The organism is Micromonospora sp. IBHARD003 (genome assembly GCF_056106285.1).
In genome coordinates this window covers 5,829,071-5,850,980 of the sequence record NZ_JBWBBX010000001.1, presented here as the reverse complement: position 1 = coordinate 5,850,980, position 21,910 = coordinate 5,829,071, and the positions used below count along the sequence as shown (strand labels likewise).

13 protein-coding genes are annotated in these 21,910 nt (G+C 71.1%); 10 read left to right on the top strand and 3 right to left on the bottom strand.

The features are described 5' to 3' along the window. Positions 1-128: 128 nt before the first annotated feature. Both ACTWOL_RS26055 and ACTWOL_RS26050 read left to right on the top strand, forming a co-directional pair. Positions 129-1,955, top strand: a complete 1,827-nt coding sequence (locus tag ACTWOL_RS26055; RefSeq protein WP_474299219.1) for an ABC transporter ATP-binding protein — start codon at positions 129-131, stop codon at positions 1,953-1,955. Further along, on the top strand, positions 1,952-3,841 hold the full coding sequence (locus ACTWOL_RS26050) for an ABC transporter ATP-binding protein (protein WP_474299218.1): 1,890 nt from the start codon (positions 1,952-1,954) through the stop codon (positions 3,839-3,841). Before ACTWOL_RS26055 ends, ACTWOL_RS26050 begins: the two co-directional genes overlap by 4 nt. 143 nt (positions 3,842-3,984) lie before the next feature. Here the strand turns inward: ACTWOL_RS26050 and ACTWOL_RS26045 are convergent, their stop codons facing one another. Then, a complete protein-coding gene (locus ACTWOL_RS26045; protein ID WP_474299217.1) occupies positions 3,985-4,680 on the bottom strand; it encodes a TetR/AcrR family transcriptional regulator in 696 nt (231 codons plus the stop codon). Positions 4,681-4,745: 65 nt separating this feature from the next. On the opposite strand from ACTWOL_RS26045, the gene ACTWOL_RS26040 reads away from it, so the two are divergent. The 3 genes from ACTWOL_RS26040 (at position 4,746) to ACTWOL_RS26030 (ending at position 9,515) form a co-directional block, all read left to right on the top strand. Further along, entirely contained in the window at positions 4,746-6,263 is a 1,518-nt protein-coding gene (locus ACTWOL_RS26040; RefSeq protein ID WP_474299216.1) for a monooxygenase, read from the top strand. 62 nt (positions 6,264-6,325) lie between these two features. Further along, a complete protein-coding gene (locus ACTWOL_RS26035) occupies positions 6,326-7,063 on the top strand; it encodes a PaaI family thioesterase (RefSeq protein WP_474299215.1) in 738 nt (245 codons plus the stop codon). Between the two features lie 424 nt (positions 7,064-7,487). Beyond that, complete coding sequence (locus ACTWOL_RS26030) at positions 7,488-9,515, top strand: M4 family metallopeptidase (RefSeq protein WP_474299214.1); 2,028 nt, start codon at positions 7,488-7,490, stop codon at positions 9,513-9,515. Between the two features lie 166 nt (positions 9,516-9,681). On the opposite strand, the gene ACTWOL_RS26025 is transcribed toward ACTWOL_RS26030, so the two are convergent. Then, positions 9,682-10,470 carry a hypothetical protein gene (locus tag ACTWOL_RS26025; protein WP_474299213.1) on the bottom strand — a complete coding sequence of 263 codons (789 nt, stop codon included), beginning with the start codon at positions 10,468-10,470 and terminating at the stop codon, positions 9,682-9,684. 601 nt (positions 10,471-11,071) lie between these two features. Here ACTWOL_RS26025 and ACTWOL_RS26020 point away from each other — a divergent pair. The 4 genes from ACTWOL_RS26020 (at position 11,072) to glgB (ending at position 18,886) form a co-directional block, all read left to right on the top strand. Further along, positions 11,072-13,066, top strand: a complete 1,995-nt coding sequence (locus ACTWOL_RS26020) for an alpha-1,4-glucan--maltose-1-phosphate maltosyltransferase (protein ID WP_474299212.1) — start codon at positions 11,072-11,074, stop codon at positions 13,064-13,066. Further along, a complete protein-coding gene (treS, locus tag ACTWOL_RS26015) occupies positions 13,063-14,895 on the top strand; it encodes a maltose alpha-D-glucosyltransferase (RefSeq protein WP_474299211.1) in 1,833 nt (610 codons plus the stop codon). The genes ACTWOL_RS26020 and treS overlap by 4 nt, the downstream gene beginning before the upstream one ends. Positions 14,896-15,141: 246 nt before the next feature. Further along, positions 15,142-16,527 carry a maltokinase N-terminal cap-like domain-containing protein gene (locus ACTWOL_RS26010; protein WP_474299210.1) on the top strand — a complete coding sequence of 462 codons (1,386 nt, stop codon included), beginning with the start codon at positions 15,142-15,144 and terminating at the stop codon, positions 16,525-16,527. Between the two features lie 64 nt (positions 16,528-16,591). Continuing rightward, entirely contained in the window at positions 16,592-18,886 is a 2,295-nt protein-coding gene (gene glgB, locus ACTWOL_RS26005) for a 1,4-alpha-glucan branching enzyme (RefSeq protein ID WP_474299209.1), read from the top strand. 275 nt (positions 18,887-19,161) lie between these two features. Here glgB and ACTWOL_RS26000 read toward each other — a convergent pair whose 3' ends face one another. Further along, entirely contained in the window at positions 19,162-21,402 is a 2,241-nt protein-coding gene (locus tag ACTWOL_RS26000; protein WP_474299208.1) for a HelD family protein, read from the bottom strand. Positions 21,403-21,572: 170 nt separating this feature from the next. Between ACTWOL_RS26000 and ACTWOL_RS25995 the strand changes: the two genes are divergently transcribed. Then, positions 21,573-21,908, top strand: coding sequence for a DUF418 domain-containing protein (locus ACTWOL_RS25995; RefSeq protein ID WP_474299207.1), 336 nt, complete (start codon positions 21,573-21,575; stop codon positions 21,906-21,908). Positions 21,909-21,910 lie beyond the last annotated feature (2 nt).

Here is a 21,910-nt window from a genome sequence, read left to right as displayed (position 1 = left end):
CCCGGAGGGGGGAAACTCCTTTCGATTCCCGGCCCTTGTGTGCCCGTTGGCCTTCCGCTCCTGGTGGGGTGAGCCCGGAGGAAAACTCAGTGGGCGGGTGTCAGTGGTGAAACGTAGGCTCGCACCTGATGCCCACAACACATTCAGTCACCGACTCCGTCGCCGAGGACAACCGGTCCACCATCCGCTCGCTGCTGCGGCTGTGGCCATATGTACGGCCCGTACGGGCCCGGCTCTTCAGTGCGGCGGTCGTCGCGATCGTCGCGTCGTGTCTGAGCCTGGTGATCCCTCTCGTCCTCAAGTGGCTCGTGGACGGGCCGGTCGCCGTGCGTGACGTGGGCGGAGTATGGCTGGGGGCGCTGTATCTGCTGCTTCTGGGCATCGCGGAGGCAACGCTGTTCGGCTTCCGCCGGTGGCTGGTGGCGCGTCCGCTGGCGGGCGTGGAGGCGGCGATGCGGGCCGACCTGTTCCGGCATCTGCAGCTGATGCCGGTGGCCTTCCACGACCGCTGGGCCTCGGGCCAGTTGCTGTCGCGGGGGACGACGGACCTGATGCTGCTGCGGATGTTCCTGGCCTTCCCGCTGACCTTCCTGCTGGTCAACGGCGTCACGGTGCTGGTCGGTGCCGCGATCCTGCTCGCACAGGACTGGACGCTGGGACTGGTCCTTCTGATCCCTGTCGCACCGCTGGTGGTGCTCCTGTGGCTGTTCGAGGAACGGTATTCGGCGGCCGCGCGCACCGCGCAGGACCAGGTCGGGGATCTGACGACGGTGGTCGAGGAGAGTGTGCTTGGCATCCGCATCGTCAAGGGTTTCGGACGGCACCGCAGCCAGGCTGCCGCCTTCCGCTCCCTCGCCGAGCGGCTGCGCGGCACCGAGCTGGTCAAGGCCCGGCTGCTGGCGGGCATCTGGGCCGTCATCATGGCCGCTCCCGAGCTGGCGATCGGCGCGGCGCTGGTCCTCGGCACCCTTCAGGTCTCCGACGGGGAGCTTTCCGCCGGCACCCTGGTCGCCTTCCTGTCGACGGCGCTCGCGCTGCGGTGGCCGGTGGAGTCGATCGGCTTCCTCCTGGCGATGAGTCAGGAGGCGGCGACGGCTACGGATCGTTTCTTCGAGGTCCTGGACGCGCCGGAGGAGTCCGACCTGAAGCCGCGGACGCCCGTCGACCGGTCCGCTATGCCCGCCGTGGCCGATGCCGTACGCCCCACCGGGGGCCTGGTATTCGAGGCGGTCGAGTTCCGCTACCCGGACGCCGGTCCCGCGTCCCGGCCCGTACTGGAGCGGATCGACCTCCATGTCCGGTCCGGCGAGACGATGGCCCTGGTCGGCGCGACCGGGTCGGGGAAGACGACGCTGACGGCGTTGGTGCCGCGGCTGTACGAGGTGACCGGCGGGCGGATCACGCTCGACGGGCGGGACATCACCGCCATGACGCGCGAGGAGCTGCGCCGACTGGTGTCCATGGCCTTCGAGGAGCCCACGCTGTTCTCGGCGAGTGTCGGAGAGAACGTGCTGATGGGTGCCGAGGACGCCGGGGACGAACAGGTGCGGCGCGCCCTGGACGTGGCGCAGGCCCACTTCGTGGACGCGCTGCCGCAGGGTGTCCACACCCAGGTCGGTGAGCAGGGGCTGAGCCTGTCCGGCGGCCAGCGCCAGCGGCTCGCCCTCGCCCGGGCGGTCGTGGGCCGGCCCCGGTTCCTGGTGCTCGACGACCCGCTGTCGGCGCTGGACGTACACACCGAAGCCCTTGTGGAGGACGCACTGAGACGCGTATTGCGGGACACGACCGCGCTGGTGGTGGCGCACCGGCCCTCGACGGTGATGCTCGCCGACCGGGTGGCACTGCTGTCCGACGGCAGGATCACGGCCGTCGGCACGCACCAGGAACTGCTGCGGGACAACGCCGAGTACGCCTGGCTGATGTCGGGCGGCCCTGCCGAGGAGCGCGTCCGATGAGCACACCGACGAACACCCGGCCCACGCCGCCCGCCACGGCCCCGGACGGGACCGCCGGGGCCCCCGCGGGCGCTGCCCCCGCCGGCGGGGAACACGATCCGTTCGACCACGACGCCCTTCCCGCGCCGAAGGGCGCGACGGGGGCGCTGCTCAGGTCCCTGCTGGCGCCCCGCCGGACCATGGTGGTGCTGGCGGCTTTGCTGTTGCTGCTGCAGCAGGCCGCGGCCCAGACAGGGCCGCTGCTCGTTGCCTTCGCCATCGACAGCGCGGTGCCGGCCCTCGGGCGCGGTGACCACGGGCCGCTGGTGGCCGTCGCCGTGGCGTACGGCGTGTGCGCGATCGGGTCCGGGGTGTTCCAGTACGCCTTCATCCGGGCCTCCGCGCGCGTCAACCAGGATGTGCTGCTGGATCTGCGCGGAAGGATCTTCCGGCACGCACAGGTGCTCAGTGTCGACTTCCACGAGCGCTACACCTCCGGCCGGTTGATCTCCCGTTCCACGACCGATGTCGAATCGCTCAGGGAGCTGCTCAGCGAGGGGCTGCAGGAACTGATCGGCGTCGTCCTCTCCTTCGCGTACATCTCGGCCATGCTGCTGTGGCTGGATCTCGGTATCGGCGGCGTGGCCGTACTCAGCTTCGTACCGCTGTATCTGCTCGTACGGCTCTACCAGCGGCGTGCCGCCGTGGCGTTCACCGAGCGGTCCTCGGCGATCGCCGCCGTGATCGTGAAGTTCGCCGAGACGATGAACGGGATCAGGCCGGTGCGCGCGTTCCGCCGGGAGCGCGCCAACGACGACCGCTTCCGGGCGCTGAACGACCGGCACGCCCACAGCAACGGCGACGCCATGCTGGAGATGGCGCGGTACGTGGTCGGCTCCCGGCTGGTCGCCAACACCGCCGTGGCGGGCATGGTGCTGTGGGGTGCGTACCGGGTCAGCGAGGGCACCCTGGCGCTGGGGGTGCTCGCGGCCGCGGTGCTGTACGTGCGGCGGCTGTACGACCCGATCGACCGCCTGGGGATGTTCCTCAACTCGTATCAGTCCGCGAGCGCCTCGCTGGAGAAGATCGCCGGGCTGCTGGCCCAGCAGCCCGGCGTGCCCGAGCCCGGGCGCCCGGTGGAGCTGCCGGCGCGCTCCGGTGCCGCCGGCCCCGGCCGGGAGGTGGTCTTCGAGGACGTGCGCTTCGCCTACCGCACGGGCGGCGAGGTGCTCCCCCGCTTCGGGCTGACCATCCCCGCCGGACAGACGGTGGCGGTCGTGGGTTCGACCGGTGCGGGCAAGTCCACCCTGGCCAAGCTGCTGGCCCGCTTCTACGACCCGACGGACGGTCGGGTCCTCCTCGACGGGGTCGACCTGCGGGACCTGGCCGTTCCCGAACTGCGGCGCGGGGTGGTGATGGTGACCCAGGAGGCCTTCCTGTTCTCCGGCACGGTCGCCGAGAACATCGCGATCGGCCGCCCGGACGCGACCCGTGAGGAGATCGAGCAGGCGGCGAAGGCGATCGGCGCACACGACTTCATCAGCGCTCTGCCCGACGGCTACGACACCGACGTGCGCAAGCGGGGCGGCCGGATCTCGGCGGGCCAGCGTCAGCTCGTCGCGTTCGCACGGGCCCTGCTGGCGGACCCGGCCGTGCTGATACTCGACGAGGCGACGAGTTCGCTGGACGTCCCGGGCGAGCGGGCGGTGCAGCACGCGATGGACACGGTGCTGCGGGGCCGTACGGCGGTGGTGATCGCCCACCGGCTGTCGACGGTGGAGATCGCGGACCGGGTGCTGGTCATGGAGCACGGCCGGATCGTCGAGGACGGCCACCCGGGCGAACTGATCGGTGGTGCGGGGCGGTTCGCCGATCTGCACCGGGCGTGGCGGGACAGCCTGGTCTGACGGGATCGCAGCGGCCGCAGACCACGACCGTTCGTGGCTGCGGCGGAGCGGTGCGCCGGGAGAAGGACAGCGGGCGTCGTCGGTGCACACCGACGGCGCCCCTGTCGTATCACCGGTCGGCCGGGGGCGCTCCGGAGTGACGTTCAGCGCCGCGCCCTCAGCCCCCCGATGAGCAGCTCGAGTCCGAACTCGAACAGCGTGGTGAAGTCGGTGCTGGTGAGCGCGGTCAGGGTGGCCCCGAGGTGCGGGTACGTCCCGGCCGTCACCGCGTCGCGCAGGACGTCCGGGCCCGAGGAACCGGGGGAGCCCGCTTCGTCCGGCTGAAGGGCGGCCTGCTCTTCCAGGGTGTGGCCCACGGTGAAGTGGACCACGGTGTAGAGCGCGCGCGCCGCGTCGTCGTCGGGAAAGCCCGCCCGGCGCAGGACGCCCACGACCGTGTCGGCGAAGCCCAGCACGTTCGCGCCCGTCGAGTGCGTACCGGCGAAGACGCGCGCACCGTCGCGGTGGGCGAGCAGGGCCGTGCGCATCGCACGGGCGAGTGCGGCCAGTTGCCCGCTCCAGTCGCCGTCGTCCGTCCCGCCGGCCTTCTCCGCGCCGATCTCGGTGGCCGTGTCCGAAACGCCGTCCATCATGCGCTCGGCCATGGCCGTGAGCAGGTCCTGCTTGGTCGCGAAATAGCGATACAGCGCGCCGGCCCGCACGCCCAGCGCATCGGCGAGCCGCCTCATGGTCAACGCATCGAGACCTGCTTGGTCCAGCAGGTCAAGGGCCGTTCGCAGGGTGCGCGCCCGGTCGAGTCGCGGGGGCCGGCCCCGGGCCGGGCTTGACGGGGAACTCATGGACCTCACTATAGTGAACAACGTTCACGTGAACAGTGTTCACTAATGAGGGAAGGGCGAATCCGATGAACCCCGAAGTGATCGTCGTAGGTGCGGGACCGACCGGGCTGATGCTCGCGTGCGAGCTGGCGCTGGCCGGGATACGGGCCCGGGTCCTGGAGCGCCGCACCGAACCGCAGCGGGATTCCCGGGCGCTGACCCTGCATCCGCGCAGTGTGGAGCTGATGGATCAGCGCGGGCTGCTCGACCGGTTCCTCCGGCTCGGCCGGACCGTGCCCGGCTGGCACTTCGCCGGTCTCCCCACCCGGCTGGACTTCTCGGGGCTGGACTCCCGGCACGGCTACACCCTGTTCCTCGCCCAGGCACGCACCGAGTCGCTGCTCGAGGAGCGGGCTCGCGAACTGGGCGTGGACATCCTGCGCGGTCACGAGGTCACCGCTCTGCGCCAGGACGGCGACGGGGTCGAGGTGGAGGTGCGGGGTCCCGGGAGCGTCGAGACCGTCCGCGCCCGGTACGTCGTCGGCTGCGACGGCGCGCGAAGCGTGGTGCGCCAGGCAGCCGGGATCGGCTTCCCGGGCACCGACGAGACCCTCACCGGCGTGCTCGGCGACTTCGCCGTGATCGATGCCGACCCGGCGGTCCTCGGCGCCGCCCGGGCCCGTGGCGTTCTGGTCGCGCCCCTGGAGGACGGTCTGACCCGGCTGGTCTACCTGGATCCGGAGCGGATGCGGGTGCCGGCCGGCGAGCCCGTGACGCTGGAGGAGTTCCGTGCGTCCCTGATCCGCGTCTGCGGCTCCGACTGCGGTATCGGCGAGCCCCGCTGGCTCTCCCGCTTCGGCAACGCCACCCGGCTCGCGCAGACCTACCGCTCCGGCCGCGTCCTGCTGGCGGGCGACGCCGCCCATATCCACTTCCCCGCGGCGGGCCAGGGCCTCAACACCGGCCTCCAGGACGCCATGAACCTCGGCTGGAAGCTCGCCGCCGAGGTCCACGGCTGGGCACCGCCCGGGCTGCTGGACGGCTACGACGAGGAGCGCAGGCCGGTGGGCCGGGCGGTCACCGAGAACACCGAGGTGCAGACGCTGCTCGCGGAACTGGCGCTCGTCCCGCAGTACCAGGGTCCCGCGGCCGCCCTACGGCGTCTGTTCGACGAGTTCCTCGGCATGGAAGAGGTCAACCGCAGGCTCGCCGCCCAGGTCTCCGGGCTCGGCACCGCGTATCCGCCGGCCGCCCCCGGGGCCGACCCGCTGGTGGGGCGGCGGATGCCCGACATCGGACTGACCGCCACCGGTGCGCAGGCGTCACGGGTCTACGAACTGCTGACCGCTGGCCGGTTCGTCCACCTCGACTTCGCGGGCGACCCGGACCTCGCGGCAGGCGTCACCCCGGGGTGGGGCTCCCGCGTCACCGCCGTCACCGTCAGCGTCACCGAGCACGACGACCACGCGGATCTGGAGGGAGTGGCCGAGGTCCTCGTACGCCCCGACGGCCACATCGCCTGGGCCGGCCGCACCACCGGCATCGCCGCACGCCGAGACGAGCGGCACGAGGCGCTGACCGCCTGGGCGGGAACACCCTCCTGAGCCCCGGAGGGACACCGTGATGTCGTACGGGCGCCCCGGCCGCGATGTGGTGGAGTGCGGCCATGACGACGACCGATGTGATCGTGGTGCCGCGGCTGTACTCCGGCTATCCCGGGGTGGCGTTCGGCGGCTACGTCGCGGGGCTGCTCGCGCGGCGCTCCGGCGCCGAGGCGGTCCGGGTGGACTTCCGGTACCCGGTGCCGGTGGAGTCGCCGGTGCGGATCGCCGTGACGGACGGCGGGGGTGCGGAGCTGGGGGATCCCGGTCGGCCGCTGGCCACCGCGGCGGCGGCCGGGGCGCCTTCGCTCGCCGTGCCGGGCACGCCCTCCTGGGCCGATGCGTCCGCCGCGGCCGAGGCCTATCGCGCCGCGCCGCCTCCGGGGTCCGTCGACTGCTTCGGCTGCGGCCCGGACCGGACACCCGAGCGCGGCCTGCGCCAGCACTGCGGTCTCGTGCCGGACGGCGAGCTGGTCGCCACGGCCTGGGTGCCGTCCCCGGCCCTCGCGGGAGCCGACGGCACCCTTCCGCCCGAACTGGTCTGGGGAGCGCTCGACTGTCCGGGCCATGCGGCGGGCAGCATTCTGGGGACACAACGTCCAGGTGCGGTCACGGCCGCGCTCACCGGAACGCTCCTGCGTCCGGTGAGCGCGGGCGAACGGCACATCTCGTACGCCTGGCTGGTCTCGGAGTCGGGGCGCAAGCACAACGTCGCCGTCGCCGTGGCCACCGCGGACGGAGAGCTGTGCGCGGTGTCCCAGGCGCTCTGGGTGGATCCCAGGGAGGAGGCCGCCGGAGCCTGACGCCCCGTCACGCCCCCGGCGATGACACCTCTGGCGCACCACCCGTCACCAGGTGCGGATTGAGCCACTCCCGGAGACCCGGAAAGCGGATGGCGCGTACCCTCTGCTCGCCCATCGGCGCGCTCCGGGCAACACCTCGTACGATCGCGGGGCTTGGGCCCCGGCGACCTGCCTCGATGACCCGGCGGTGATGATCGGCGAAACGTCCGCTTAACGAACATGACGTTTCGGGGAACGGACGGTTTCCGGCCATTCTTTTGACGCGCTCCTGACAGGACACCTCGACAGCTGCCACGCTTCCCCCGATCCGCGCTCCACAAGCTCCGTAGCTCTGCAGCCCCACAGTTCTGCAGCCCCACAGCTCTGCAGCTCTGCCCGGACGGCCCACCCAGCCGCCGGTACCCCCCTCGCAGAAGGAGTTCGCGTGAGACCCACGCCCAGACGCAGCCGTGCCACCGCCACCGGTGCACTGCTCGCCACCGCGGCCCTGCTCACCATCGGAGTCCAGTCCGGTCCCGCCACCGCCGCCGGCCCGGCCGCAGCCACGGGGAACCAGACCACCCTGGCCGCCAACACGGGCGCCCTGCCGCTGAAGCTCACCCCGGCCCAGCGGGCCGAGCTGCTCGGCAAGGCCAACGCCACCACCGCCGCCACCGCGAAGGAACTCGGCCTCACCGCCCAGGAGAAGCTCGTCGTCCGCGACGTCACTCAGGACCGCGACGGCACGACCCACACGCGGTACGAGCGCACCTACGCGGGGCTTCCGGTCCTCGGCGGTGACCTCGTGGTCGCCGAGACGAAGGCCGGTACGACCGAGTCGGTCACCAAGGCCTCCTCCGCGGCGCTCAAGAACATCGACACGAGCGCCTCCATCGCCCCGGCCACCGCCGAGAAGCAGGCGGTCGCCGCCGCCCGTGCCGAGGGTTCGAAGAACACGGCCGCCGACCGCGCACCGCGCAAGGTGGTCTGGATGGCCCAGGGCAAGCCGGCCCTCGCGTACGAGACCGTCGTCGGCGGGCTCCAGCACGACGGCACGCCCAACGAGCTGCACGTCGTCACCGATGCCGCCACCGGCAAGAAGCTCTACGAGTGGCAGGCCGTCCACACCGGCACCGGCAACACCATGTACAGCGGCCAGGTGACGCTCGGCACCGCGCCGTCGTACACACTGACCGACACCGGCCGCGGCAACCACAAGACGTACAACCTCAACCGCGGCACCTCCGGCACCGGAACGCTCTTCTCCGGCTCCGACGACATCTGGGGCGACGGCACCCCGGGCAACGCCGAGACCGCCGGCGCCGACGCCCACTACGGTGCCGCGCTGACCTGGGACTACTACAAGAACGTGCACGGCCGCTCCGGCATCAGGGGCGACGGCGTCGGCGCGTACTCCCGGGTCCACTACGGCAGCAACTACGTCAACGCGTTCTGGCAGGACAGCTGCTTCTGCATGACGTACGGCGACGGCTCTGGCAACAACAAGCCGCTGACGTCGATCGACGTCGCCGCGCACGAGATGACGCACGGCGTCACCGCGGCCACCGCGAAGCTCGTCTACAGCGGTGAGTCCGGCGGCCTCAACGAGGCGACGTCCGACATCTTCGCCGCCGCGGTCGAGTTCTACGGCAACAACGCCCAGGACAAGGGCGACTACCTCGTCGGCGAGAAGATCGACATCAACGGCGACGGGACCCCGCTGCGCTACATGGACAAGCCGAGCAAGGACGGCGCGTCCAAGGACTACTGGTACTCCGGCATCGGCGGCGTCGACGTCCACTACTCCTCGGGCCCGGCGAACCACTGGTACTACCTGCTCTCCGAGGGCAGCGGCCCCAAGACCGTCAACGGCGTGAACTACGACTCGCCGACCTCCGACGGTCTGCCGGTCACCGGTATCGGCCGTGACAAGGCGTCGGTGATCTGGTTCAAGGCGCTCACCACGAAGTTCACCTCGTCGACCAACTACGCGGCGGCCCGCACGGGCACCCTCGCGGTCGCGACGGAGCTGTACGGAGCCAATAGCGCCGAGGTCAAGTCCGTCACCGACGCCTGGGCCGGCATCAACGTCGGTTCCCGTCCCGGCGGCGGGGACCCGGGCGGCGGCAAGTCCTTCGAGAACACCGCGGACGTCCAGATCCCGGACCTGTCCACCGTCACGTCCTCGGTCACCGTCTCCGGCATCACGGGCAACGCCCCGTCCGCGCTGAAGGTCGGCGTCGACATCGTCCACACCTGGCGCGGTGACCTGGTCATCGACCTGGTGGCCCCGGACGGCACGGCGTACCGCCTGAAGAACTCCAGCGGCGGCGACTCGGCGGACAACGTGGTCGAGACGTACACCGTGAACGCGTCGAGCGAGGTCGCCAACGGCACCTGGAAGCTGAAGGTCCAGGACGTCGCCCGCTACGACACCGGGTACATCAACAGCTTCAAGCTGACGTTCCCGTAAGCACACCGATGCTCCGCCGGCACGGCTGACGCGCCGGCTCGGTCATCCACCGCACCGCCCGGAGGGCTCCCGTCCTCCGGGCGGTGCGCCGTGTTCCGGGGCGCACCGCCCGGCACCGCGGGCGGACGGCGCGGCGCTGCCGGACAAGCACCGCGCTCACGCCGGCTCAGCTCGCGAAGGCCCCGGCGATGACCAGCACCACCCACACGAGGGGGACGAGTGCCACATACGCCAGCGGACGGCGGAGCACCGGTGCGCCGGCGTCCAACTGCTGCCTGCCGGGTGCGGGGGCCGACGGGGGCAGCTTGCCGACCTTGAGGAGCGTGAACAGGTTCCAGATCAGGGTGAACGGAGTGAACAGGAGCAGGGAGAACGGGCTCCACCAGCCCAGGGCGAGCGTCCTCGTGGTCATCTGGCGCACGATCGCACGGCCGCACTGGGCGCAGAACGGGCCCTCCAGCTTCTCGAAACGCATCACGATGAGCATGCCGAGGTGGGCGCGCACGGTGACGTCGGCGGCGGCGGGAGCTCCACAGGCCCGGCATCCGGGCGTGGGCGCGAGGTGGGGCGGGAACTGCCCGGGCTGACCGTAGCCGGGCTGGGCCGGGAACTGCCCGGGCTGGCCGTAACCCGGCTGGGCCTGAGGCTGGCCGTAACCCGGTTGGACCTGCTGGGGCTGGCCGTAACCCGGTTGGGCCTGCTGGGGCTGGCCGTAACCCGGTTGGGCCTGAGGACCGTAGCCCGGCTGGACCGGGGGCTGACCGTAGCCCGGCAGGCTCTGGCCGGGCGCCGCGTAGGGCTGACCGGTCGGGTGGGCGGGAGCGGCACCCGATGGCTGCCCGCCCGGATAGGGAGCGCCCTGGGCAGGGACCTGTCCGCCCGGATGTGCCGGACCCGGGCCGTACGGAGCACCCTGGGCCGGAGTCTGGTGCGGCGGATAGGACGGCGTGGTCATGAGCCTGTCTCCAAGATGACGGGTGGGGGGACCGTTGGCATGGCATGGCACGGCGGGCCTTGGGGGCGGAGCCGCCCGGCACCGGCGGGGAGCCGGTCCCGGAGCCGGGGAGTTCGCCGCGACGCGAGGGCCGGGCCTGGTGTTGCACCACCCACTCCTTGAAGCCCCCTGAGCGCGGTCCTTCCCCGGTGTGCTCGCGAACGCGGACTCCCAGGTCCCGGTCGCACGCCAACAGATCGCACACGGAAGCGAACAGACGGGCGATCATACCGTAGGCATACGGGACCCGTGGGGCCCATGGGACGGGTGCGGTGGACCGTCGTGATCCGGCCCTGTTCCGGGCCGCCCGGACCCCGGGGCGCGGGGCTTCTTGTCCTGACCGCTGACTCCTAGTAGTTAAGCAACCACAGGATGGGGAAGGCTCCCCCGGGTACACACCGGCGCGCGCTTCCCCACACAGCCATACGAGTGAACGCGGACAGGAGCGGCCATGCCCGCAGCCCGCCAGCCGTCGACGGAGCAGTTACAAAGAACTCCCGCACCCCGTGCAGCGGACCCCCTCCGCTCGCTCCGCCATGCCCGCACAGCCCCAGGTGATGCCGTGAACCCGCTGATTGGCCGCATTCCCGTTCTGGACGTACACCCGCTCGTCGACTGCGGCAGAAGGCCCGCGAAGGCGGTGGCCGGCGAGACCTTCCAGGTCTCCGCCACCGTCTTCCGGGAAGGCCACGACGCGGTCGCCGCCAATGTCGTGCTGCGCGACCCCCACGGGCGACCGGGCCCGTGGACCCCGATGCGCGAACTCGCGCCCGGCACCGACCGCTGGGGTGCCGACGTCACCCCCGCCGCAGAGGGCCGCTGGACCTACTGTGTCGAGGCCTGGAGCGATCCACTGGCCACCTGGCGCCGGCACGCGGGGATCAAGATCCCGGCGGACGCCGACACCGCGCTGGTGCTCGCCGAGGGCGCCGAACTGCACGAACGTGCGGCCGCCGGGGTACCGAAGAGGGACGGCCGGGAGGCGGTGCTCGCCGCGGCCGACGCGCTGCGGGACGACACCAGGACGCCCGGGGAGCGGCTGGCCGCCGCGACCGTCCCCGAGGTCCTGGACGTGCTCGCACGTCATCCGCTGCGCGAACTGGTCACGTCCTCGGACCCGTTGCCGCTCCAGGTCGAACGCAACCGCGCTCTGTTCGGGTCGTGGTACGAGTTCTTCCCGCGCTCCGAAGGCGCCCGGATCGAGCGGGGCAGGCTGGTCTCCGGCACTTTCCGGACAGCGGCCCAGCGGCTTCCGGCCATTGCCGCGATGGGTTTCGACGTGGTGTATCTGCCCCCCATCCACCCCATCGGTACCACCTTCCGCAAGGGTCCCAACAACGCCCTGGAAGCGGGCCCCGCAGACGTCGGTGTGCCCTGGGCGATCGGTTCCCCCGAAGGGGGCCATGAAGCGGTCCACCCGGACCTCGGCACGCTCGACGACTTCGACGACTTCGTGCGCTGCGCCCGGGACCTGCGGATGGAGGTGGCCCTCGACTTCGCGCTGCAGTGCTCGCCCGACCACCCCTGGGTGGAGAAGCACACCGAGTGGTTCCACCACCGCCCCGACGGCACCATCGCCTACGCCGAGAATCCGCCGAAGAAGTACCAGGACATCTATCCGGTCGCCTTCGACCGGGACATGACGGGCCTGGTCGGCGAGACCGTACGGGTGCTGCGGCACTGGATGGCCCACGGCGTGCGGATCTTCCGCGTCGACAACCCGCACACCAAGCCGGTGGTGTTCTGGGAGCGGGTCATCGGCGAGGTGAACCGCACCGATCCCGATGTGATCTTCCTGGCCGAGGCCTTCACCCGGCCCGCGATGATGCACACCCTGGCCGCGGTGGGCTTCCAGCAGTCGTACACGTACTTCACCTGGCGCAACACCAAGCAGGAGCTCACCGGGTATCTGACGGAGCTCACCGGGGACAGCGCCGCGTACATGCGCCCCAACTTCTTCGTGAACACCCCGGACATCCTGCACGCCTACCTCCAGGAAGGCGGCCGTCCTGCCTTCGAGGCACGTGCCGTCCTCGCCGCGACCCTGTCCCCCACCTGGGGCGTGTACGCGGGGTACGAGCTGTGCGAGAACACCGCGCTGAAGCCGGGCAGCGAGGAGTACCTGAACTCGGAGAAGTACCAACTGCGGCCCAGGGACTGGGAGTCGGCCGAGCGCGAGGGCCGCAGCATCGCCCCGCTGATCACCGAGCTCAACCGGATCCGACGCCGCCACCCGGCACTCCGGCAGCTGCGCGATCTCCATTTCCATCACGCCGACAACGACGCCGTGATCGCCTACAGCAAGCGGTCGGGTTCGAACACCGTTCTGGTGGTCGTCAATCTCGACCCCCACCACACCCAGGAGGCGACGGTCTCGTTTGACATGCCGGAGCTCGGCCTCGACTGGCACGAGACCGTACCGGTGCGCGACGAGCTCACCGGCGAGACCTATCACTGGGGCAGGGCCGCCTATGTGCGCCTCGAGCCGGGCGTCACGCCTGCGCACATCGTGGTCCTGCGACCGTCCCCGCCGATCGGAGGGTCACCCACATCATGATCGTCAATGAGCCCGTCCACGACCTTTTCGAGGACACCCCCGCGAAGGACCGGGATCCCGACTGGTTCAAACGCGCCGTCTTCTACGAAGTGCTCGTACGGTCCTTCCAGGACAGCAACGGCGACGGCATCGGCGACCTGAAGGGCATCACGGCCAAGCTGGACTATCTGCAGTGGCTCGGCGTCGACTGCCTGTGGCTCCCACCCTTCTTCAAGTCGCCCCTGCGCGACGGCGGTTACGACGTCGCCGACTACACCTCGGTGCTCCCCGACTTCGGCGACCTCGCCGACTTCGTGGAATTCGTCGACGCGGCGCACCAGCGCGGTATGCGGGTCATCATCGACTTCGTCATGAACCACACCAGTGACCAGCACCCGTGGTTCCAGGAGTCGCGCAAGGACCCGGAGGGGCCCTACGGCGACTACTACGTCTGGGCCGACAACGACAAGCAGTACCAGGACGCCCGGATCATCTTCGTCGACACGGAGACCTCCAACTGGACCTTCGACCCGGTCCGCGAGCAGTACTACTGGCACCGCTTCTTCTCCCACCAGCCGGATCTCAACTACGAGAACCCCGCGGTCCAGGACGAGATCCTCGCGGCCCTGCGCTTCTGGCTCGACCTCGGCATCGACGGCTTCCGCCTCGACGCCGTGCCGTACCTCTACCAGGAGGAGGGCACCAACTGCGAAAACCTTCCGGCGACGCACGAGTTCCTCAAGCGGGTGCGCAAGGAGATCGACGCCCACTACCCGGACACGGTGCTGCTGGCCGAGGCGAACCAGTGGCCCGAGGACGTCGTCGACTACTTCGGCGACTACTCGGCCGGGGGCGACGAATGCCATATGGCGTTCCACTTCCCGGTCATGCCGCGGATCTTCATGGCGGTACGGCGGGAGTCGCGCTACCCCGTCTCCGAGATCCTGGCCAAGACGCCGAAGATCCCGGACAACTGCCAGTGGGGCATCTTCCTGCGCAACCACGACGAGCTCACCCTCGAGATGGTCACCGACGAAGAGCGCGACTACATGTACGCGGAGTACGCCAAGGACCCGCGGATGCGCGCCAACATCGGCATCCGGCGCCGGCTCGCGCCACTGCTGGACAACGACCGCAACCAGATCGAGCTGTTCACCGCCCTGCTGCTGTCCCTGCCCGGCTCGCCGATCCTGTACTACGGCGACGAGATCGGGATGGGCGACAACATCTGGCTGGGCGACCGGGACGCGGTACGGACGCCCATGCAGTGGACCCCGGACCGCAACGCCGGCTTCTCCTCGTGCGATCCGGGCCGTCTCTATCTGCCGACCATCATGGACCCGGTCTACGGCTACCAGGTGGCCAACGTCGAGGCGTCGATGGCGTCGCCGTCGTCACTGCTGCACTGGACCCGGCGGATGATCGAGATCCGCAAGCAGAACCCGGCGTTCGGGCTCGGCTCCTACACCGAACTGCCCTCCTCGAACCCGGCGGTGCTCGCCTTCCTGCGGGAGATGCCGTCGACCGATTCGGGCGGGGACGACCTGGTCCTGTGCGTGAACAACTTCTCGCGGTTCGCCCAGCCGACCGAGCTCGATCTGCGCCGCTACAACGGCCGCCATCCGGTGGAGCTGATCGGCGGGGTGCGCTTCCCCGCGATCGGCGAGTGGCCCTATCTGCTGACCCTGGCCGGACACGGCTTCTACTGGTTCCGGCTGCGCAAGGACGCGGTGAAGGGCGCTCCGGCGAGGGACTCCGCGACGACGGACACCGCGGTGAACGGCGCCGCCGTCAGGGCCGCCTCCCCCCAGGGCGCGCCCGCGAACGGGACCGCGCCGAAGCAGGCGTGACCGAGGCACATGCCATGTCGTGTGCGGGGCGGTTGCATCGCCCCGCACGGGGCACGTTCCCCTTCATATCCAGCCCGCACGCGTCGGGTGCCCGGTCCGTACCGAGTCCGTACGGACCATCCTCGCCCGACACTCCCCCACCCTTCGGCGGGGGGACCCCCACGCACAGCCCGGACAGCCTATATTTACCGCAATCCGGGACACTCTTCGCATCCTGTGGTGTGCCCGGGGAAAGGACGCGATGCCATGTCGGAGGCTGCATCCACCCGGACCCCCGTGGCTCTGCTTCCCTCTCTCACCCCCCTGCTCCACCGGTGGCTGCCCCGGCAGCGCTGGTTCGCGGGCAAGGGGCGTCCGGTCACCGGCTTCTCCCTGGTGTCGGCCGCCGAACTGCTCCCGGTCGACTCGATGAGTCCCGGTCTGCTGCATCTGCTCGTCCGTGTCCAGCACCCGGGGCCCGCGGGAGGAAAGACGGCGGGCCGCGAAAGCACCGACTGCTACCAGCTGCTGCTCGGGGTGCGCACGAAGCTGCCGCCCCACCTCGTTCCCGCGCTGATCGGCCGGCTGGCCGACGGCCCCCTGGCAGGGCGGACGGTCTACGAAGGGCTGCACGATCCACGGCTCGCCGGCCTGCTCCTCGAGCGGCTGCGCACCCCCGGCCGGTTCGGGACCCTCCGCTTCGACCGGGCCGTGCCGGTGCCGGGCGGTCTGCCCGCCCGGATCCTCGACGCGGAGCAGTCCAACTCCTCGGTGGTGTACGGGGATTCACACATCCTCAAGATCTTCCGTCGGGTGTACCCGGGCATCAACCCCGACCTCGAACTGCCGCTGGCCCTCGCCCGGGCCGGCTGCCGACGGGTACCCGCGCCGGTCGCCTGGTACGAGTCGGCCACGCCCGAACCCGCGACGCTGGGCGTCCTCCAGCCGTTTCTCCGCGGCTCGCAGGACGGCTGGCAGCTGGCTCTGAAGGCGCTCGCGGCGGACCACGACTTCACCGAGGAGGCCCAGGCGCTCGGGCGGGCCACCGCCGAGGTGCACACCGCGCTCGCCGCGGCCCTGCCGACCATGACGCTGAGCCGGGCGCAGATCTGGCATCTGGCCGCGGCCATGAACGAGCGCCTGGACGCCGCCGTACGGGCCGTGCCCGCCCTGCTGCCGTACGCGCGCGGGCTCCGTGCCGCCTTCGACGCGATCACCGGGGCGGATCCCGGCGGCGGGCACGCCCAGCGCATCCACGGTGATCTGCACCTGGGCCAGACCCTGCGCACCCCCGACGGTCTCTGGTCCGTGATCGACTTCGAGGGGGAGCCGGCCCGCGCGCCCGCCGAGCGCCGCAGACTGCAGCCGCCGGTCCGCGACATCGCGGGGATACTGCGCTCCTTCGACTACGCGGCCCGTTCGCACCGGCCGTGGAACCCGGCCTGGGCGGCCCGCTGCCGGGCGGCGTACTGCGAAGGCTATGCCGAGGCCTCGGGCACCGACCCGCGGGCGGAACCCGAGCTGCTACGGGCCTACGAGACGGACAAAGCGGTGTACGAGGTCGTGTACGAGGCCCGCCACCGGCCGGACTGGCTGCCCGTCCCCATGTCGGCGATCGAGCGGCTGGCCGGACCGGGGGACACCCCCTGGTGATGTGACCGGCACGAGCGCCCCGCTTGCCCACCGCCCACCCCAACGCGCCAAGGAGGCCGTCCCCGTGACCCCCCGCATGCCAGCCGCCCAGCCGCCCGAGCCGCAGTCCGCCGCAGCCGCCACCACGCCGCAGTCCGTCAGAAGCACGTCGACGGCCAGCCACGGTGTGCGGCCCGCCAAGCCGCTCGCCGACACCGACCGGGAGCGGCTGCTGAGCGGCGAGCACCACGATCCGCACGCCCTCCTCGGGGCCCATCTCACCCGCGGCGGGGTGGTGATCCGGGTGCTGCGCCCGTACGCCCTGTCGGTCACGGTGCTGGGCAAGGGGCTGCGGGCCGAGCTGCACGAGGAAGGCGAGGGGCTGTTCTCGGGGGTGCTGCCGATGCGCCAGGCGCCGGAGTACTCGCTCCAGGTCAGGTACGAAGACGCCACGGTCGAGTTCGCGGACCCCTACCGCTTCCTGCCCGCGCTCGGCGAGCTCGATCTGCATCTGATCGGAGAGGGGCGGCACGAGGAACTGTGGCACGCCCTCGGCGCACGTCCGATGACCCACCAGGGCGTGACGGGCACCCGATTCACGGTGTGGGCGCCGAACGCCCGGGGGGTGCGGCTGATCGGGGACTTCAACTACTGGGACGGCACCGCGTTCGGGCTGCGCTCGCTCGGTTCGTCCGGGGTGTGGGAGCTGTTCGTACCGGGTGTGGGTGAGGGGGCCCTCTACAAGTTCGACATCACCCGGCCCGACGGCTCGCACACGGTGCGCGCCGATCCCATGGCCCGGCGCACCGAGGCGCCGCCCGCGAACGCCTCCGTCGTCACCGAGTCCCACCATGTGTGGCGCGACGAGGAGTGGATGGCCCACCGCGGCGACCGGCCGGTGCACGAGGCGCCCTTCTCCGTGTACGAGGTCCACCTCCCCTCCTGGCGCCCGGGGCTGACGTACCGCCAGCTGGCCACACAGCTTCCCGCCTATGTGCGGGACCTCGGCTTCACGCACGTGGAGCTGATGCCGGTCGCCGAGCATCCCTTCGGTGGCTCCTGGGGCTACCAGGTCACCGGCTTCTACGCCCCCACGGCCCGGATGGGCACACCGGACGACTTCCGCTGTCTGATCGACGCCCTGCACCGGGCCGGGATCGGCGTGATCATGGACTGGGTCCCGGCGCACTTCCCCCGCGACGACTGGGCGCTGGCCGAGTTCGACGGCCGGCCGCTGTACGAGCACGCCGATCCGGCCCGTGCCTCACATCCCGACTGGGGCACGCTCGAGTTCGACTACGGCCGCAAGGAGGTGCGCAACTTCCTCGTCGCCAACGCCGTGTACTGGTGCGAGGAGTTCCACATCGACGGCCTGCGGGTGGACGCGGTCGCCTCCATGCTCTACCTCGACTACTCGCGCGAGCACGGCCAGTGGACCCCGAACGAGCACGGCGGCCGGGAGAACCTCGACGCGGTGGCCTTCCTGCAGGAGATGAACGCGACCGTCTACCGGCGCTGCCCTGGTGTGGTCACGATCGCCGAGGAGTCCACGGCCTGGGACGGGGTCACCCGTGCCACCCACCACGCCGGCCCCGGCGGCTTCGGCGGTCTCGGCTTCGGTCTGAAGTGGAACATGGGCTGGATGCACGACTCGCTCGGCTACATCGAGCACGAGCCGGTACACCGCAAGTACCACCACAACGAGCTGACGTTCTCGATGGTGTACGCGTACAGCGAGAACTACGTGCTGCCGATCTCGCACGACGAGGTGGTGCACGGCAAGCGGGCGCTGGTGTCGAAGATGCCCGGCGACTGGTGGCAGCGGCGCGCCGACCACCGGGCGTATCTCGGCTTCATGTGGGCGCATCCGGGCAAGCAACTGCTTTTCATGGGCCAGGAGTTCGCCCAGGGGGCGGAGTGGTCCCACGAGCACGGCCCCGAATGGTGGCTGATGGACGAGACGTACCACTCGGCCGGCGACCACCGGGGTGTACGGGAGCTGGTACGCGCACTCAACACCGTCTACGCGGCCACACCCGCACTGTGGCAGCGGGACACCGTGCCCGAGGGCTTCTCGTGGGTGGACGGCGGGGCGGCCGAGGACAACGTCCTCGCCTTCCTGCGCTACGACGCGAACGGCGGCCCGCTGCTCGCGGTGTCCCACTTCTCGCCCGTCGTACGCCAGGAGTACCGACTCGGCGTCCCGCCGGCGGTCTCCTCCTGGGCGGAGGTGCTGAACACGGACGCGGCCCGCTACGGGGGCAGCGATGTGCTCAACACCGAGCCCCTGAAGCCCGAGTCCGTCCCCGCGCACGGTCACCGGACCAGTGTCCAGCTGACCCTGCCGCCTCTGGCCACGGTGTGGCTGAAGCCGGTGTGACCCCGGTGGCGGTACCGGTCCGGCGGGACCGGAGGCGGGGGGACGGGTGGTTCACCCGCCCCCCCCGGCCGCTCATCCCGTCGGACCCAGTGCCGCGACCGGAGAGGTTTGCCGGGAAGTTCGCGGCGTCCGGTGCATGGGGTCTCTGAAGGCCCAGGGTGCCGAGGGGAAGGATCGCAAGGCGGAGCGTCGCTCTCGTACTGGGCGTACGTGGGTGATGCGACAAACGCAGCGAGTCGCGGTGCTGGGCTTCGCGAGCCGGTGAACCTTTCCGGTCACGGCACGAGACGTCCCGCGAGCCCGGCGGGCAGCTCGCCCGTGTACACCAGGCCGAGGCACTGAGTGGCCCGGGTCAGCGCCACATAGAGGTCGCTGTCCCCGAACAGCCCCGGCTCCACCACGATCACGGCGTCGAACTCGAGGCCCTTCGCCTGGCGCGGGTCGAGCAGCACCACGGTCCGCGTCAGATCGACCGTCTCGTCGCCGAGGGCCCGCAGCTCGCCGTGCAGTTCCCGTGGCGCGATCACCGCGAGCCGTCCTTCCGCCGGCTTCTCGCGCTCGACGGCGGCGAGCACCGCCGCGGCCCGTTCCCCCGGTACGACCCGCTCCGCCCACGGCTCGGTCCCGGTCGCCCGCACCGACTTCGGCGGCTCGAAGCCGGGGTGGCTCGCCCGGCGCGCCGCCGCGGCCAGATCCATGATCTCGGCGGGCGTACGGTAGTTGACCCCGAGTCTGGTGTGCTGCCAGCGGTCCTGGACGTACGGTTCGAGGATCTCCTTCCAGGTGCCGACACCGGCCGTGTCGGCGGTCTGCGCCGGGTCGCCGACCAGGGTCATGGAGCGGTTCGGGCTGCGCCGCATCAGCAGCCGCCAGGCCATCGCCGACAGTTCCTGGGCCTCGTCGACGATGATGTGCCCGAAGGCCCAGGTCCGGTCGGCGGCCGCGCGTTCGGCCGCGCTGCGGTGATCGCGTTCCTCGTGGCGTTCGGCCATCCGCTCGGCGTCGATGATGTCGTGGGCGGAGAGCACCTCGGACGCGTCCGCGTCGACCTCCTCCTTGTCCTCGAACTCATAGGTGCGGGAGGCGTACGAGACGTCCAGGACGCCCTGCGCATAGGCGATCTGGCGGGCGCGCTCGGCCTCGGCGGCGGCCCGGGCCCCGGAGTCGTCCTCACCGAGCAGCTCCGCCACCTCGTCGAGGAGGGGTACGTCCGCGGAGGTCCAGCCGCCACCGGTGCGCCGGATCAACGCGGCCTCGTCGTCGTCCAGATGGACCGGGTCGGCCAGGTAGCCGGCCAGGAACTCCTGCGGGGTGAGCGGCGGCCACAGCGACGCGATGGCGGAGTGCACCTCGGCGCTCGCCGCGACGCCCTTGCCGAGCTGGGCGATGTCGTCGGGGCCGAGGAAGTTGGGGCCGCCGTAGGGGTCGGCGCCGATCCGGTCGGCGAGCTGGGTGGTGAGGTCGTCGATGAGGTGGAAGACGAAGTAGGGGCGGGCGAGGTTGTGCGGCAGCCCGGTCTCGCGGGCCTTGTGCCGGGCTTCGACGGCCATGTCCCAGTCGAGGATCAGGTCCCCGTCGTCGTGCGGGATGACGATCGGGTCGCCCTTCTCGGGCACCTGCTGCCGGTCCCTGACCGCTTCGGCGAGGACGCGGGCCATGTCCGCGCGGCCCTTCACGGCCGCGGCGGCGGGGCTGTCGGTGCCGGTGGCGTGCACACCGGGGAACAGTTCGCCGACGGTCGCGAGGAGCACACCCGTCTCACCGAGCGAGGGCAGCACCTCGCCGATGTATCCGAGGAACGCCGGGTTGGGGCCCACGATCAGCACGGCCCGCTTGGCCAGCTGTTCCCGGAAGGCGTACAGCAGATAGGCGGCCCGGTGCAGCGCGACGGCGGTCTTGCCGGTGCCGGGACCGCCCTCGACGACGAGCACCCCGTGCTGGGGGGCGCGGATGATGCGGTCCTGCTCGGCCTGGATCGTGGCGACGATGTCCGCCATCCGGCCGGTGCGGGCGCTGTTGAGGGACGCGAGCAGCACCTCGTCGGCGTCGTGCGACTCGTATCCGGTGCGGGTGGTGTCGTTGAGATCCATGATCTCGTCGTGCAGGGCGGTGACGGTGCGCCCCTCGGTGGTGATGTGCCGGCGGCGGCGCAGCCCCATGGAGGCGTATCCGGTGGCGAGATAGAACGGCCGGGCGACGGGAGCGCGCCAGTCGATCAGGAGCGGGGTGCGTTCGGCGTCGTCGCGGCGGATTCCGGTGCGGCCGATGTGGTGCGTCACGCCGTCCCGGTGGTCGATCCGCCCGAAACACAGGCCGGTGTCGGCAGCGTTCAGCGCGGCGAGTGTCGAGGAGTGCTCGATCACGGCGATGTCGCGCTCGACGCGCGCCTGGCGTCCGGTGCCGGTCTGCCCGACGACGGCGGACGCGGCGGCCTCGGCCTCCGCCCTGAGCTGGTCCAGCCGCTCATGGACGACGGAGACGAATTGTTGTTCCTGCCGCAATTCCTCGGTTGACAATTCAGCTCCCGACCCGATAGAGTTCGCTTATTCGAGTTTCCCGCGCTTTTGGCGTGTCCGCATGCGGAACCATTCAATATACGCGAGGAAATACCCCGGCCGTCAATTCGGTCCGGGGGCTTTTCTTTTGTGCCGACTACTTTCGTCAACGCCGCGTCGACGAAAGACGGATGGCCGGCGGACTCGGCTACATCGCCGCCATCACGCTCTTCGCCCACTGGTGGACGCACCGTCCGGCGCGCCCGGGCACCACGGCTCTGACCGCCGTCTCCGCCGTCGGCAAGCGGTCACTGTCCAGCTATCTCACGCACTCACTGATCTTCGCCCCACTGCTCGCCGCCTGGGGCCTCGGCCTCGGCGCCCATCTGAGCGGCGCCGGCATGGCGCTGCTCGCCCTGGGCGTCTGGCTGGTCACCGTGGCCGCTGCCTACGCCCTGGAGCGCGCAGGGCGCCGGGGACCGGCCGAGGTGGTGCTGCGGCGGCTGACGTACGGCGCCGGGTCCTGACC